The sequence below is a fragment of the Streptomyces sp. NPDC002403 genome (assembly GCF_053593015.1).
Genome location: NZ_JBSFBQ010000008.1, coordinates 24030 through 38902, shown reverse-complemented (window position 1 = coordinate 38902; position 14873 = coordinate 24030). Strand labels below are relative to the sequence as shown.

Sequence of the window (14873 nt, the reverse complement as noted above, 5' to 3'; positions counted from 1 at the left end):
ACGTGCCGCCGACGACCTCCCCCGTCCTCACCCGCGTCCGGGCCGCCCACGCCCGGATCGAAGCGGTCGAACGCCCCGAGCTCTGGATCGGTCTGCGGCCCCGGGGCGAGGTGGAGGCGGAGGCAGTACGGCTCGAAGCCCGCCTGGCAGCGGGCGAGTCCCTCCCCCTCGCGGGCCGCCTGCTGGCCGTCAAGGGCAACATCGACGTGGCCGGGCTCCCCACCACCGCGGGCTGCCCGTCGTACGCCTACGAGCCGGAGCGCGACGCCCCGGTGGTGGCCCGGCTGCGGGCCGCCGGGGCCCTGGTACTGGGCACGACCAATCTGGACCAGTTCGCCACGGGCCTGACCGGCACCCGATCCCCGTACGGCGCGGTGGCCTGCGCGCGGGATCCGGACCGGGTCGGCGGCGGCTCCAGCTCCGGTTCGGCGGTCGCGGTGGCCCTGGGCATCGTGGATCTCGCGCTGGGCACGGACACCGCGGGCTCCGGCCGTGTCCCCGCCGCGTTCAACGGCGTCTTCGGGCTGAAGCCGACCCGTGGTCTCGTCCCGACGGACGGCGTGGTCCCCGCCTGCGCGAGCCTGGACTGCGTCACCGTCCTCGCCCGTACGCTCCCCGAGGCCGAACGGGCGATGGCCGTGATGACCGGCCCGGCCCCGCGGCCCTGCCCTGCCCGCGCGCCGGGCCCCTGGCGGATCGCGGTCCCGCCCACCGGACAGCTCGGCGAGCTCGACCCGGGCCGGGCGGCGGCGCACGAGTCGACGGCCGCCCGGCTCCGAGCGGCGGGCGCGCTGCTCCGGCCGGTCGACCTGACGCCGTTCACCGAGGCCGGGGCGATGCTGTACGGCGGCGCGTTCGTCGCCGAGCGCTATACAGCGGTGGGCGCCTTCATCGACGGCGCGCCCGACGCCCCCGGCCTCGACCCGGTGGTGGCCGGGATCATCACCGCGGCCCGCGACATCCCGGCGCACCGGCTCTTCGCCGACCAGGCCCGGCTGGCCGTCCTGCGCACCGCCGCGACGGCCGCGCTCGGCGACGCGGACGCCCTTCTGCTGCCCACCGCGCCGGGGCATCCCACCCTCGCTGAGGTCGCCGCGGACCCGGTGGGCAGCAATGCCCGCCTCGGCCGGTTCACCAGCTCCACCAACCTGCTCGGCCTGTGCGCGGTGGCGGCCCCCGCCGGTGAGGTGGACGGCCTGCCGTTCGGCGTGATGCTGGTCGGCCCGGCGCACACCGACGCACAACAGGCCCGGATCGCGGCCCTGCTGGACCGGGTCCCGGCCATTGCCCCCGGTAACGGTTGACTGGCCACCAACACACCTGTTCCACTGGGCAGATGCGCCCTCAGCTGCGGCTGGTCACCCGTGACCACATCGACTTCGGTCGAGTGTGGTCCGCCTCGTGTTGCCGCTGACCGTTTCCACGTCAGCGCTTCCCACGACCGGTTTCCCGCAGCACGAGATGAGGCTTCGCCATGCCCGTCGAGTTTCTCGGCATCGCAGCGACGAACGAAGGTTCCGAGGTGACCCCCCGCTCCGGGGCGTCCTTCGACAAGGAGTACACCCTCGCACTGGCCCGCGCGCACGAGGACCACGGCTGGGACCGGGTGCTGTTCGCGTACGGCTCCGGCTCCCCCGACCCGTCACCGGCCGCCGCCTACGTCGCGGCCCGCACCGAGAAGCTCCAGATCCTGGTGGCACACCGCTCCAACGTCTCGTATCCGACGTTCGCGGCCAAGACCTTCGCGACCCTGGACCGGATCAGCGACGGCCGTCTCGCCGTCCACTTCATCACCGGGGGCAATGACCACGAGCAGCAGCGCGAGGGCGACTTCCTGACCAAGGACGAGCGGTACGCGCGCACCCGCGAGGCCATCCGGATCATCAAGAAGGCCTGGACCTCGCACGAACCCTTCGACCACGAGGGCACGCACTACCGCTTCAACGACTTCGTGAGCGACACCTTCCCCGTACAGCAGCCGCATCCGCAGGTCTCGTTCGGGGGTTCCTCACCTGCGGCGTACGCGGCCGGGGGCGCCGAGGCCGACATCTACTGCCTGTGGGGCGAGCCGCTGGCACAGACCGCGGAGCAGATCGCCTCGGTGAAGGAGGCCGCGAAGGCGGCGGGCCGTACGGACGTGCCGAGGATCCAGGTCGCCTTCCGCCCGATCATCGCGCCGACCGAGGAACTGGCCTGGGAGAAGGCGCACCGCACCCTGGCCCGGATCAAGGCCCGCCGGGCCGGCACACCGCTGAGCCGCCGTCACCCGCTGAGGAACCCCGAGAACACCGGCTCCCGACGGCTTCTGGCGGTGGCGGCCGAGGGCGAGCGCCACGACCGCGCCCTGTGGACACCGACCGCGGCGGAGACGGGCGGCGCCGGCAACTCGACGGCCCTGGTGGGAACCCCCGAAACGGTGGCGCAGGCCCTGCTGGACTACTACGACCTGGGCGTGGAAATCCTCTCGGCCCGCGGCTACGACCTGCTGGACGACGCGATCGACTTCGGCCGCCACGTCATCCCGATAGTCCGGGAGGAAGTAGCCAAGCGGGACACGGCCCACTCGGCCGCGTAACGGCCACGGCGCCGGAGAGGCCGGCACATCCGGCCTCTCCGGCGTTCGAGGAGCGGGGTCCGGGGGCGGAGCCCACGGTCACGGGAAGGGGCGGGCAGGGGACAGGCCCACCGCAGGCGCACCCCCGCACCCGCCCCGGAAACCCGCACCGTGCGGCCACCTCACCCCACAGAGCTGTACGCCACGACCCCCCGCAAGACCGCATCCACCGCCTTGTGCGCACTCCGCGCCACAGAACTCCCGTCCCGAGGCGCCGCGGCCGCGATCTGCCCCAGCACGTCGATCACCTGCTTGCACCACCGTACGAAGTCCCCGGCCGGCATCTCCGCCTCGCCCAGCACCTCGTCCAGTGTCCGCCCCGAGGCCCACATGTAGACCGCCCACGCGAAGCCGAGGTCGGGTTCGCGCTGCCCGACGCCCTCCGCCTGGTTGATCTTGAAGTCCTCCTCCAGCGCGTCGAGCCGGCCCCAGATCCGGACCATCTCGCCCATCGCCGTCTTCGCCGGTCCCGACGGCAGCTTCGGCGCCACCGCGTCGTCGGCCTGCCGCGCCTCGTACACCAACGCCGAGACGCACGCCGCGAGTTCGGCGGGGTTCAGCCCCTCCCACACACCGGCCCGCAGGCACTCGCTCGCCAGCAGATCGAGCTCGCCGTAGAGCCGCGCCAGCCGGCGCCCGTGCTCGGTGACCTCGTTGCCCCGCAGATAGTCGAGCTCGGTGAGCAGCGCCACGATCCGGTCGAAGGTGCGGGCGATGGTGTTCGTCCGCCCCTCGATCCGCCGCTCCAGCTGCCTGGTGTCGCGCTGCAGGCGGTGATACCGCTCGGCCCAGCGCGCATGGTCCTCGCGCTCGGCGCACCCGTGGCAGGGATGCGCGCGCAGCTCCGCCCGGTAGCGGGCGATCTCCCGGTCGTCGGCCGCGGCGGACCGCCCCTTGCGGTGCCGCTCGGGAACTATGTGCCCGGCCTTGGTCCGCAGCGCGGAGGCCAGGTCGCGGCGCGACTGCGGGGAACGCGGGTTGAACGACTTCGGCACCCTCATGCGCTCCAGCGCCTCCACCGGGACGGGGAAGTCGATCGAGGCGAGCCGCTTGACCTGACGCTCGGCCGTGAGCACCAACGGCCGCGGCCCGTCGTGGTATTCGAGCCCGCGGTGGCCGTGCCCATTGGTCCGCCCGGCGGGCAGACCGGGGTCGAGGACCAGGGCAAGTCCGGCGAACTTGCCGGTGGGCACATGGATGACGTCGCCGGGCTTGAGCCGCTCCAGGGACGCCGCGGCCTCGGCCCGCCGCTGCGTGGCGCCCCGCTTGGCGAGTTCGGTCTCCCGGTCCTTGAGGTCGCGGCGCAGCCGCGCGTACTCCTCGAAGTCGCCGAGGTGGCAGGTCATGCCCTCCCGGTAGCCCTCCAGCCCCTCTTCGTTCTTCTGGACCTGCCGGGAGATGCCGACCACCGACCGGTCCGCCTGGAACTGTGCGAAGGAGGTCTCCAGCAGCTCGCGCGAGCGGTGCCACCCGAACTGCTGCACCAGGTTGACGGCCATGTTGTAGGAGGGCCGGAAGCTGGAGCGCAGCGGATAGGTGCGCGTACCCGCGAGGCCGGCCAGCGCCCCCGGGTCCATGCCGCGCTGCCACAGCACCACCGCATGGCCCTCGACGTCGATGCCGCGCCGCCCGGCCCGCCCCGTCAACTGGGTGTACTCACCGGGGGTGATGTCGGCGTGCTGCTCGCCGTTCCACTTGACGAGCTTCTCCAACACCACGGAACGCGCGGGCATGTTGATGCCGAGGGCGAGGGTCTCGGTGGCGAAGACGGCCTTGACGAGCCCGCGTACGAACAGTTCCTCGACGACTTCCTTGAACGTCGGCAGCATGCCCGCGTGGTGCGCGGCGATGCCCCGCTCCAGTCCTTCGAGCCATTCGTAGTAGCCCAGGACATGGAGGTCCTCGCCGGGAATGGACGCGGTCCGCTCCTCGACGATCTCGCGGACCAGGCGTCGCTTGTCCTCGTCGTTGAGCCGCAGTCCGGCGTGCAGACACTGCTGCACGGCGGCCTCGCAGCCGGCCCGGCTGAAGATGAACGTGATGGCGGGGAGCAGCCCTTCGGCATCCAGCCGGTCGATGACCTCGGGCCTGGCCGGGGTCCAGATCCGGCTGCGCTGGCGCCTCTCGCGCTCGCGGTCGGCCTCGCGGACCATCTTGCCGCGGCGGCGCTCACGCGGGTTGTACCCGCGCTGATTCTCCATCCGGGCGAGCCGGACGAGGTCGGGGTTGACCTCACGGCGTCCGGCGCCGCGGCCGCCGTGGTCGGTCTCCTCCTCGAAGAGGTCGTACATCCGGCGGCCTGCCAGCACATGCTGCCAGAGCGGCACGGGCCGGCTCTCGGAGACGATCACTTCCGTGTCACCGCGGACGGTGTCCAGCCAGTCGCCGAACTCCTCGGCGTTGGACACGGTCGCCGACAGTGACACCAGCGTGACGGAGTCCGGGAGGTGAATGATCACTTCCTCCCAGACGGCGCCCCGGAAGCGGTCGGAGAGGTAGTGCACCTCGTCCATCACCACATGGCCGAGGCCGCGCAGCGCCTGGGAGCCCGCGTACAGCATGTTCCGCAGCACCTCGGTGGTCATGACGACCACCGGGGCATCGGCGTTGACGCTGTTGTCGCCGGTCAGCAGGCCGACCTTCTCCGGTCCGTAGCGCTTGACCAGGTCGGTGAACTTCTGGTTGGACAGGGCCTTGATGGGGGTGGTGTAGAAACACTTGCGGCCCTGTTCGAGCGCGAGGTGCACGGCGAATTCGCCGACGATCGTCTTGCCCGAACCGGTCGGGGCCGCGACGAGCACCCCCTTGCCGGCCTCCAGGGCCTCGCAGGCCTCGATCTGATACGGGTCCAGATCGAATTCGTACAGCTCGCGGAAGGGCGCGAGTGCGGTGGCCTGCTCGGCGGCGCGGATCCGAGAAGCCTGGTATCGCTCAGCTGGTGAGAGGTCCTCTGTCATCTTGCTTATGAGCCTACCCGCCGCCTCTGACAGTGACGCGATCTTTAAATCCCGGTGGGAGAACCCGGCGCGAGCACCCCGACCGCACCCGGCACACAGTGCGCGGTCAGCGGCAGCGCCCCGAGTTGTTCACCGTCCGCGTACGCGGTGACACCCGCCGCGGCCAGTTCGATCGAGGAGACCCGGTGCACGGTGACCTTGGGGTGACCGAGGTGGGTCCCCTTGTAGACGCGGGGAAACACCTTGAGCAGGGTGGTGCGGCTGCAGTCCCCGACGACGGTCACGTCGAAGAGCCCGTCGTCCATGACGGCGTCGGCGCAGATCCGCATGCCGCCGCCGTACGTCGTTCCGTTGCCGACGGCGATGAGCGTCGCCTCGATCTCCCGCACCGGTCCGCCGTCCAGCCTGACGCGGTACGGGATGGGCTTGAACGCGGCGAGTTCGGCGAGGATCGCGAGGTCGTACTTGAACCGTCCGCCGACCCACCGCATCCGGTTGCCGCGGTCGTTGACCCGGGAGTCGAAGCCGGAGGCGAGCACCGACCCGAACCACCGCTCACCGACCCGGCCGAGGTCGATCTCGCGCACGGCACCGCCCTTGAGCGCCTCGGCGGCCAGCCGTCCGGCGGCGGCGGGGTCCCGTATCGGCAGCCCGAGCGCGCGGGCGAAGTCGTTCCCGGTGCCGACGGCCACGACCCCGAGCGGGGTCGTCGTTCCCGCGACCGCCTGCAGGGCGAGCGACATCATGCCGTCCCCGCCGACGGCTATCAGGGCACCGGTCCCGGCCGCAACGGCCTCACGGGCCCGCCGCAGGGCGTCACCGGCGTCCTCACCGAGCACCGTGCGCACGGAGAAACCGGCGTCCCGCAACGCGGAAGCGGCCGGCTGCGCGGCGTGCGCGCCCCGGCCGCGTCCTGCGGTGGGATTGACGAAAAGGGTGATCTCGCTGGTCACCCGGGGACCCTACAAGGTCAGGTGATGTCGTCGTAACCGTTCACACGGTCCCGGTCCGAACTCGCCTGCGTGGGCAACGCCCTGCTGGAGGAGACCGATTCGACCTCTCCGATGTCCTCGGGGGTGAGATCCAGCTCGGAGGCCTCGTCGTCGTCGGGTCCGGCCGCCGCGGCCCGTTCCTTGCGTCGGTCGTTGAGGAGCGAGATCAACGTCGCCACGAAGTACAGCACCCAGATCGGTCCGGCGAGCCCCAGCATGCTCACCGGGTCGGTGCTGGGCGTGGCCACCGCCGCGAAGACGGTGATGCCCATGATCATGCCCCGCCACCAGCCGAGCATCCGCTTGCCGGTGAGGACCCCGCCGAAGTTCAGCATGACGAGCAGCAGCGGCAGCTCGAAGGAGAGCCCGAAGACCACCACCATGCGTGTGATCAGGTCGAGCAGCTCGTCCAGCGGCAGCTGGTTGTCGAGGTCGGCCGGAGAGAACTCCAGGAGCACCCGCGCCATCGTGGGCAGGGTCTCGTACGCGAAGAAGCCACCGGCGAGGAAGAGCGGGAACCCGGCGCCGACGAAGGCGAGCGAGTACTTCTTCTCGTGCTTGTGCAGCCCCGGTGCCACGAAGGCCCAGAGCTGGTAGAGCCAGATCGGCGAGGAGAGGACGACACCGGCCGTCAGGGAGACCTTGAGGGCGAGCGTGAAGGGGGTGAGTAGACCGTTCAGGACGATACGCGCGCAGGTACCGTCCCTCTGCTTGGCGAGTTCGGCGAAGCTGTACTCGCACCCGACCGACTTCAGCACCGGATTGGTGAAGAACTCGATGATCTCCTTGTAGAAAAACGCGGCCACAATCGTGACGACGACGATTCCCAGCAGCCCCTTGGCCAGCCGGTTACGCAGCTCACGCAGGTGCTCCACCAAGGGCATGCGGCCCTCTGGGTCCGTCTCCTGCTTGCGGGCAGACTTGAGCAACCCACGTCCTCATCTCGTGCAGCAGGCCGTCACCGATCGCGGCGCCTGCGTCGGCCCGTTTCTGGTCAGCGCTTGGTCGAGTCGGTCGGCTCCGCGACCGGACGCGCGCTGGTCACGTCGCCGGGGGCGGCCTTGATGGTGCGCTGGGCGGCCTGGTCCTGGGCGGTGTCGTTGGCGGCCGGCTCGGCCGGGGTCGCCGACGGGCCGCTCTCGGACTTCATGGCCTTGGCCTCGCTCTTGAGGATGCGGGCCGACTTGCCGAGCGAACGAGCCATGTCAGGAAGCTTCTTCGCGCCGAACAGCAGAACAATGACGACGAGGATCAGGATGATCTCGGGAGCGCCGAGCCTTCCGAACATATGCGTGTACCTTCTCACCGAGGCAGCAGGGGTGGGGCGGATGGAACCTCGGACAGACGTCCGATCTTCTTACCGTCAGCGATCGTATCCCGCAGGAGTAAACGCAGGGCAATACCCATGCATCCTTGCGATTACGGCCCATGCCTCGCTCTCAGGGCCGCCTTCAGCAGCGTACCCTCCGAACCCGCGAAACAGGAGGCCGCGCCCGCCCCGATCGATCGGCCCTGCTCACAGGGGTTGACGGGCGGATGCGGCGGCGAGGTCTAGCGCAGCGTCTCGCCGGTCGCGGCAAGGTCCGTCGCCGCCCTCTCGAGGTCCTCCGCCGCGCGGTTGATGCGCCGGGTGGTCCGCGCCACCTGGTGCCCGAGCCGCTGGGCCTCGATGAAGACCTTGACGGCCAGCACGCCGAGCACGGCGATCCCGAGAAATCCCAGGGCGATGGCGAGCATGGGCCAGAACATGCGCAGAGCCTCGATGTGTCTAGGGGGCCGACGGCGTGGAAGGGGTCTGGTTGCCGGTGTGGAGGCGCAGCGTCCGCACCCCGCCCCGGCTGAGGAGCTCGACTATCCGCTCTCCCGCCGGCTTGCGGACGGCCGTGCCGCACCGCGGGCAGGTGAAGGAGTAGAACGTCGTCCGGCGGCTCGCGCCCACGGCGAGACGGATGGCCGCCGCGGCCAGCTCGAACCGCTCGCGGCAGTCCGGGCAGGCCGCCTTGAAGCGTACGGACTCGGGCACCACCACGGTCGGAACACCTGACACCACAGACATATTGCTCATATCTTCCTCAGGTTTCCGCTCAGACCTGTACGTCGTACGCGGCCAGCGCCGCACGGGCCGCCTGCCGTGCGCTCCGCGCCAGCTCCGGCGGGGAGACGATACGGCCCTCGCCGCCCAGTCGCAGTGCGAGCCGGCGCAGCGAGGCCGGGTCGGGGGTGCGCAGGGCGATCCGCAGTCCGCCGTCGGGCAGTTCCTCCGCGCTGTCGTGCGGGTAGTACTCGGCGACCCAGCGTCCGCCGGGGCCCACCTCGACGACGACCTCCGGGTCCTCGGCGGCCGGCTGGACGAGCCCCTCGGACAGATCCCGCAGTTCCAGCTCGGGCGGTGCGGCCGGCTCGTCCAGCAGCCGGATCTCGGCGACCCGGTCGAGCCGGAACGTGCGCCGGTCCTCGGACGACCTGCACCAGGCCTCCATGTAGGTGTGCCCCACGGCGAACAGCCGGATCGGGTCCACCTCGCGCTCGGTGAGCTCGTCGCGCGCGGGAGAGTAGTAGCGCAGCCAGAGCCGGCGCCGCTCGGAGATCGCCCGGTCCACATCGGCGAAGACGCCGCCCTCGGACTCGAAGGTGACCGAGAGCCGCGAGCTCGCCGCCCCCACCTCGCCGGCCGCGGTCTCCAGCTTCGCGGTGGCCCGCAGCAGCGCCTGCCGGTCGCTCTCGCGCAGCCCCGGCAGCGTGGCCACGGCGCGGGCGGCGACCAGCAGGGCCGTCGCCTCGTCGGCCGCGAGCCGCAGCGGCTCCGCGACGTCGTCCGGGTTGTGCCACCAGATGCGGTCCCCGTCGGTGTCGATGTCCAGCAGGTCCCCGCCGCGGAAGCTCGTACCGCACATGGGCAGTACGTCGAGGTCCGAGATCAGCTCGTCCTCGGTGATCCCGAAGGCGCGGGCGACGTCCTGGACGTGGGCGCCGGGGCGCTCGCGCAGATACGTCACCAGGGAGAGCATCCGGCGGGTCTGGTCGATCGCGTTCGTGGCCATGGGTGCCGTTTCTCTCTCAGTCCTTGGCCACGGCGCGCAGCCGGTCCACCACATCGGCCCGCAGATCGGCGGGTTCCTGTACGACGACGTCCGGACCGAACTCGACGAGCCAGGCGTCCAGGCCGTGTCCGTAAGGAATCTCCAACTCGTCCCACCCGTTCCCGAGTTCCCGGACCGCCACGGCGCGCGAGCGCAGCGGGTAGCCGGCACCGGTGCGCAGCCTGATCAGCGCGGTCCTGGTGGCCGTCTCCCCCGCCCAGCTCTCGACCGTCTCGCGCACGGTCACGACGTCCGGCACCCCGGCCGTGAACGCCCCCGCCCGGGAGCGGACCCGGCCGGTGATCCGGGAGAGCCGGAACACCCGCTCGGCGCCGCGGTCCCGGTCCCAGCCGGCCAGGTACCAGTGTCCGCGCCAGCACTCCAGGGTCCACGGCTCGACCTGGCGCTGTTCGGGCTTGGCGGCGTTGCCCTTGCGGTAGTCGAAGGTCACCGGGCGGCGGTCGCGGCAGGCCAGCATCAGCGGCTCGAACGCCGCCTCGTGAACGGGGATGCGCGGTTCGAGGGCGCTGTGCACCTCGTACGCGTCCTCGGCCTCCGGCATCCCGGCGGCCCGCAGCTTCTGCAGCGCGCCGCTGGCCGCGCCGGCCAGCCGCGCCTGCTGCCAGACCTTGGCGGCCAGCCCGAGCGCGGCGGCCTCCTCGGCGTCCAGCGTGATCGGGGGCAGCCGGTTGCTGTCGCGACGGGCGAGGTACCCCGTCTCGCCGTCCAGGTTCTCCACGGTCTCGATGATCAGGCCGAGCTCGCGCAGGTCGTCCTTGTCGCGCTCGAACATCCGGTTGAAGGCGTCGTCGGAGCCCGCTTCCAGATAGGCCTCGATGGATCCGCGCAGCTCCCGCTTGCTGAGCGGACGGCGGGTCCCCAGCAGGCACAGCGCCAGGTTCATCAGCCGCTCGGCCTTGGCAATCGCCATCGATGCCCTTTCTGTTTCGCTCTACGACGCCCGACCGTACCGCTACGCGGTGTCCGGACAAAAGCGAGGGCCCGTGCCTCGCGGCACGGGCCCTCGTATCGCACGGAGGCGGGGATCAGACGGCGACCAGGTCGCAGACGAAGATCAGCGTCTCGCCGGGCGCGATGCGGCCGCCACCGGCGCCGCGGTCGCCGTACGCGAGGTGCGCGGGAATGGTCAGCTGGCGACGGCCGCCGACCTTCATGCCCTGGACACCCTTGTCCCAGCCGGCGATGACCTGGCCGGCACCGAGCTGGAACTGCAGCGGGGTGCCGCGGTTCCAGGAGGCGTCGAACTCCTCGCCGGTGGAGAAGGCCACACCCACGTAGTGGACGGAGACGGTGGCGCCTGCGTTGGCGACCGGGCCGTCGCCCTCCCAGATGTCCTTGATCTCCAGGTCGGCCGGCGGCTCGCCACCCGGGAAGTCGATCTCGGGCTTCTCGATGCTCACTGACTTGCTCCTCTTACTGATGAACTGCTGGGCAACCGGGACAGTCTTACATCTTCGCCAGGAGGTCCACGGCGAAGACCAGCGTGGACTTGGCGGGGATGGTCTGCTGCGCCTTGTCGCCGAAGCCCTGGTCCGGCGGGATGACGAGCAGCACCCGGCTGCCGATCTTCTTGCCGACCAGCCCGTTCTTCAGCCCCTTCAGGGTCACCTGGGCGAGCGGGAAGGTCTGCGTCTTGCCCGTGGCGTAGGTGCTGTCGAAGGTCTTGCCGTCCTTCCACGTCAGTCCGACGTAGTTCACGACGACGCTGTCGGTGTCCTTCACGACGTCGCCCTTGGACTCCAGGATGTAGTTGGAGACGAGCTTCGTCGGCGGGGCGCTCTTGGTCGGGATGGTGACCTTGGGCGCCTTGCCGTCCGTGTTGGTGCCGACCTTCGGCAGGTCGATGTTGTCCTGGGCGACCTCGGTGCCCTTGGCCGAGGCCGGGATCTGCGTCGCCTTCAGGACGTCGACGACGAAGACGAGCGTGGCGTTGGGCTTGATGTCGCCCTGGCCCTGGGCGCCGTAACCGAGGTCCGGCGGAATGACCAGCTGGACCCTGCTGCCGACCTTCTGGCCGACCAGGCCCTTGTCCCAGCCCTGGATGACCATGCCGGCGCCGAGGGTCAGGTCGAACGGCTGCTTGCGGTCGAAGCTGTTGTCGAAGGGCTTGTCCGAGTCCCAGGACTGTCCGAGGTAGTTGACCTGGATCGCGTCGCCGTTCTTGAGCGTGGCGCCGTCCCCCTGGCTGACGACTCTCGTCTTCAGCTCCTTGGGCGGGTTCCCCGTGCCCTTGGCAAGGGTCGGCTTCTCACCGAATTTCGCGCCCGCGGTGATCGCGGGGAACCCGTCCTTCGACGCGGCGGAAGCGGAAGCGGAAACGGAATCGGAGCCCTTCTCGTCGCCACAGGCCGCTGTCAGCAGCAACAGGGGGACGACGAGAAGGCCGGCAAGTCGGCGCACTTGTTCCTCAGATCTCAGACGGCACAGTTGGTTGAGTCCCCGACACTCTAGGGCGTACGCAGGGCCCCGTACGAGGAACGTACGGGGCCCGCGTCGCGCCGGTGGCCGGGATCGTCCTGCGCCGGCTCACATACCCGCGATCAATTTCTCCACACGGTCGTCGACCGAACGGAACGGGTCCTTGCACAACACGGTGCGCTGCGCCTGGTCGTTGAGCTTGAGGTGGACCCAGTCGACGGTGAAGTCCCGCCGCTGTTCCTGCGCCCTGCGGATGAAGTCGCCGCGCAGCCGCGCCCTGGTCGTCTGCGGGGGCACGGACTTGCCCTCGAAGATCTTCAGGTCGTTGCAGACACGGGCGGCCTGTCCCTTGCGCTCCAGCAGGTAGTACAGGCCGCGACGGCGGTGGATGTCGTGGTACGCGAGGTCTATCTGGGCGACCCGCGGATGCGACATGGTCATGTTGTGCTTGGCCCGGTACCGCTCGATGAGCTTGTACTTCATCACCCAGTCGATCTCGGTCTCGATCCGGTCGAGGTCCTCGGCCTCGACCGCGTCGAGGGTGCGGCCCCAGAGCTCCAGGACCCGGGCGACGGTTCCGGTGCGGATGCCACGGCGGTCGACGAAGTCGACGGCCTTCTCGTAGTACTCGCGCTGCACCTCGATGGCGGACGCCTCACGGCCACTGGCCAGGCGCACCTTGCGCTGGCCCGTGGTGTCGTGGCTGACCTCCCGGATCGCCCGGATCGGGTTCTCCAGCGTCAGGTCCCGCATCACCGTGCCCGCCTCGATCATGCGGAGCACCAGGTCGGTCGCGCCGACCTTGAGCAGCATGGTCGTCTCGGACATGTTGGAGTCACCGACGATGACGTGGAGGCGGCGGTACCGCTCCGCGTCCGCGTGCGGTTCGTCACGCGTATTGATGATCGGGCGGGAACGCGTGGTCGCGGAACTGACGCCCTCCCAGATGTGCTCGGCACGCTGGCTGACGCAGTAGACCGCGCCCCGGGGGGTCTGCAGCACCTTGCCCGCACCGCAGATCAGTTGCCTCGTGACGAGGAAGGGAATGAGGATGTCCGCGAGCCGGGAGAATTCTCCGTGCCGGGCCACGAGGTAGTTCTCATGACATCCGTAGGAGTTTCCCGCCGAGTCGGTGTTGTTCTTGAAGAGATAGACGTCGCCCGCGATTCCCTCCTCGTGCAGGCGGCGTTCGGCGTCGACGAGCAGGCCTTCGAGAATGCGCTCGCCGGCCTTGTCGTGGGTGACCAGTTCGGTCAGGTTGTCGCATTCGGGGGTTGCATATTCCGGATGCGATCCCACGTCGAGGTAGAGGCGGGCGCCGTTCCGCAGAAAGACATTGCTGCTGCGGCCCCATGACACAACACGGCGGAAGAGGTAGCGCGCCACTTCATCAGGGGACAGTCGGCGCTGTCCCCTGAACGTGCACGTGACGCCGTACTCGTTCTCCAGCCCGAAAATGCGGCGGTCCATGACTGAACATTACGCCTGATGGCCTGAGCTGAAACCGGGTTCGACAGCACCGTTTCGATCATTTTCCGATCCCCGCACGGCAACGGCCGTACGCCCGGGAACTGCCAGTACCTTTCCCGTCGCCAGCAGGACGAGCAGGGCCGCCACCCCACCGGCGGCCGCCACGGCGAAACTCCACGAGGTGCCTCCCAGCTCGACGGCCGGGCCCGCCACGGCCGTTCCCACCGCCGCACCGACCCCGAAGGTCGTCACCAGCCAGGAGAACGCCTCGGTCACGGTGCCCCGCGGGGCATGCCGGTCGACCACGATGAAGGAGCACGCGATGGCGGGTGCAAGAAAGACTCCGGCCACTGCCGCCAGTGCGGTCATGGCGACCACTCCGGGGGTCAGCATCAGCGGCAGATAGCCCAGTGCCAGCAGCGCGACGATCACCCGCAGCCGGCGCTCCGGCGCCCCGGCCCACTGCCGCGCCCCGTAGACCGCGCCGCCGATCAGCGCGCCCAGCCCGAGCGCGGCCATCAGCCAGCCGTACACCGACTCCCGGCCGTGGTCGTCGGCGTAGGCCACACCGGCCACCGTGATCGAGCCCAGCGCGAGGCCGACGAAGAAGAACGACCCGAGCAGCGCCAGCAGCCCCGGCGAGCGCAGCGCGCCCAGCCAGTGCGCCTCGCGGGGTGCGGAGCGCCAGGCCCGGGAGGGCTCGGAGAGGACAACGGAGAGGGCCCCCAGGACTCCCGTCGCGTTGATGACGAGCAGGGCCGCGGCGGGCGACCAGAGGGAGACCAGCACCGTCACCAGCAGCGGGCCCACGGTGAACATGACCTCCTGGGCGACGGCGTCCAGGGCGTACGCCCGGTGCACCCGGTCCTCACCGCCCAGGACACTCGGCCACAGGGCCCGCAGGCCGCCCTCCAGCGGCGGCGTGAAGACGCCGGCCACCGTCACCGCCGCGTAGGCCAGCGGCAGCGATCCCAGGCCCGTCAGGGCCAGCAGGGCCATGCCGAGCGCCGACACCACGGCGGCCGGGAGCTGGACGCGTGGCTGGCCGTACAGGTCCACGGCACGGCCCAGCAGCGGCTGGCCGACCGCGGTGGCCAGCCCGTACACGGCCGCGAGCGCTCCGGCGAGGGCGTAGCTGCCGCCCTCGGCGCGGGTGAACAGCACGATCGCGACGGGGGCGGTGCCGTTCGGCAGGCGGCCCACCAGGGTTCCCGCCAGCAGCCGGGCGGCGTGCCGCGCCCGGAGGATGTCCAGATATCCCGCGGCCATGTCCCGTAGCCCCTCTCCCCCGACGGTCCGACGACCCCGAGGTTTTACGTAT

13 protein-coding genes and 1 pseudogene are annotated in these 14873 nt (G+C 70.5%); 2 read left to right on the top strand and 12 right to left on the bottom strand.

Annotation, left to right across the window (positions count from 1 at the left end; genetic code table 11):
* Positions 1-2 precede the first annotated feature (2 nt).
* Positions 3-1268, top strand: a pseudogene (locus ACWCPY_RS12130) (allophanate hydrolase); the annotation flags it as partial.
* A 206-nt stretch (positions 1269-1474) separates the two neighbouring features.
* Positions 1475-2575, top strand: a complete 1101-nt coding sequence (locus ACWCPY_RS12125; protein ID WP_451264211.1) for an LLM class flavin-dependent oxidoreductase — start codon at positions 1475-1477, stop codon at positions 2573-2575.
* Between the two features lie 161 nt (positions 2576-2736).
* Here the strand turns inward: ACWCPY_RS12125 and ACWCPY_RS12120 are convergent, their stop codons facing one another.
* The 12 genes from ACWCPY_RS12120 to ACWCPY_RS12065 all read right to left on the bottom strand — a co-directional run bounded on the left by ACWCPY_RS12120 (position 2737) and on the right by ACWCPY_RS12065 (position 14821).
* Positions 2737-5571, bottom strand: coding sequence for a DEAD/DEAH box helicase (locus tag ACWCPY_RS12120; RefSeq protein WP_451264210.1), 2835 nt, complete (start codon positions 5569-5571; stop codon positions 2737-2739).
* 44 nt (positions 5572-5615) lie between these two features.
* A complete protein-coding gene (locus tag ACWCPY_RS12115; protein WP_451264209.1) occupies positions 5616-6524 on the bottom strand; it encodes a diacylglycerol kinase in 909 nt (302 codons plus the stop codon).
* A 17-nt stretch (positions 6525-6541) separates the two neighbouring features.
* Positions 6542-7492 (bottom strand): twin-arginine translocase subunit TatC, encoded by a 951-nt coding sequence (gene tatC / locus ACWCPY_RS12110; RefSeq protein WP_451264208.1) that lies wholly within the window; start codon positions 7490-7492, stop codon positions 6542-6544.
* Between the two features lie 65 nt (positions 7493-7557).
* On the bottom strand, positions 7558-7851 hold the full coding sequence (gene tatA, locus ACWCPY_RS12105) for a Sec-independent protein translocase subunit TatA (RefSeq protein ID WP_451264207.1): 294 nt from the start codon (positions 7849-7851) through the stop codon (positions 7558-7560).
* A gap of 263 nt (positions 7852-8114) precedes the next feature.
* Positions 8115-8312 (bottom strand): hypothetical protein, encoded by a 198-nt coding sequence (locus ACWCPY_RS12100; protein ID WP_451264206.1) that lies wholly within the window; start codon positions 8310-8312, stop codon positions 8115-8117.
* A gap of 19 nt (positions 8313-8331) precedes the next feature.
* A complete protein-coding gene (locus ACWCPY_RS12095) occupies positions 8332-8628 on the bottom strand; it encodes a hypothetical protein (RefSeq protein ID WP_451264205.1) in 297 nt (98 codons plus the stop codon).
* A 19-nt stretch (positions 8629-8647) separates the two neighbouring features.
* The gene (locus ACWCPY_RS12090; RefSeq protein ID WP_451264204.1) at positions 8648-9604 is read right to left on the bottom strand and encodes a helix-turn-helix transcriptional regulator; all 957 of its coding nucleotides are present in this window, start codon (positions 9602-9604) and stop codon (positions 8648-8650) included.
* Between the two features lie 16 nt (positions 9605-9620).
* Positions 9621-10574 carry a helix-turn-helix transcriptional regulator gene (locus ACWCPY_RS12085; RefSeq protein ID WP_451264203.1) on the bottom strand — a complete coding sequence of 318 codons (954 nt, stop codon included), beginning with the start codon at positions 10572-10574 and terminating at the stop codon, positions 9621-9623.
* Between the two features lie 115 nt (positions 10575-10689).
* Positions 10690-11064: an FKBP-type peptidyl-prolyl cis-trans isomerase gene (locus ACWCPY_RS12080; RefSeq protein WP_072484410.1), complete on the bottom strand. Its 375-nt coding sequence runs from the start codon at positions 11062-11064 to the stop codon at positions 10690-10692.
* Positions 11065-11110: 46 nt separating this feature from the next.
* Complete coding sequence (locus ACWCPY_RS12075) at positions 11111-12064, bottom strand: FKBP-type peptidyl-prolyl cis-trans isomerase (protein WP_451264202.1); 954 nt, start codon at positions 12062-12064, stop codon at positions 11111-11113.
* A 126-nt stretch (positions 12065-12190) separates the two neighbouring features.
* Positions 12191-13552: a Pup--protein ligase gene (gene pafA / locus ACWCPY_RS12070; RefSeq protein WP_072484408.1), complete on the bottom strand. Its 1362-nt coding sequence runs from the start codon at positions 13550-13552 to the stop codon at positions 12191-12193.
* A gap of 9 nt (positions 13553-13561) precedes the next feature.
* Positions 13562-14821, bottom strand: a complete 1260-nt coding sequence (locus ACWCPY_RS12065) for an MFS transporter (RefSeq protein ID WP_451264201.1) — start codon at positions 14819-14821, stop codon at positions 13562-13564.
* Positions 14822-14873 lie beyond the last annotated feature (52 nt).

Coding starts and splice junctions, on each gene's coding strand:
- tatA (WP_451264207.1), bottom strand. CDS start 7,851: ATGTTCGGAAGGCTCGGCGCTCCCGAGATCATCCTGATCCTCGTCGTC.
- ACWCPY_RS12095 (WP_451264205.1), bottom strand. CDS start 8,628: ATGAGCAATATGTCTGTGGTGTCAGGTGTTCCGACCGTGGTGGTGCCC.
- ACWCPY_RS12085 (WP_451264203.1), bottom strand. CDS start 10,574: ATGGCGATTGCCAAGGCCGAGCGGCTGATGAACCTGGCGCTGTGCCTG.
- pafA (WP_072484408.1), bottom strand. CDS start 13,552: ATGGACCGCCGCATTTTCGGGCTGGAGAACGAGTACGGCGTCACGTGC.
- ACWCPY_RS12090 (WP_451264204.1), bottom strand. CDS start 9,604: ATGGCCACGAACGCGATCGACCAGACCCGCCGGATGCTCTCCCTGGTG.
- ACWCPY_RS12120 (WP_451264210.1), bottom strand. CDS start 5,571: ATGACAGAGGACCTCTCACCAGCTGAGCGATACCAGGCTTCTCGGATC.
- ACWCPY_RS12125 (WP_451264211.1), top strand. CDS start 1,475: ATGCCCGTCGAGTTTCTCGGCATCGCAGCGACGAACGAAGGTTCCGAG.
- ACWCPY_RS12100 (WP_451264206.1), bottom strand. CDS start 8,312: ATGTTCTGGCCCATGCTCGCCATCGCCCTGGGATTTCTCGGGATCGCC.
- ACWCPY_RS12065 (WP_451264201.1), bottom strand. CDS start 14,821: ATGGCCGCGGGATATCTGGACATCCTCCGGGCGCGGCACGCCGCCCGG.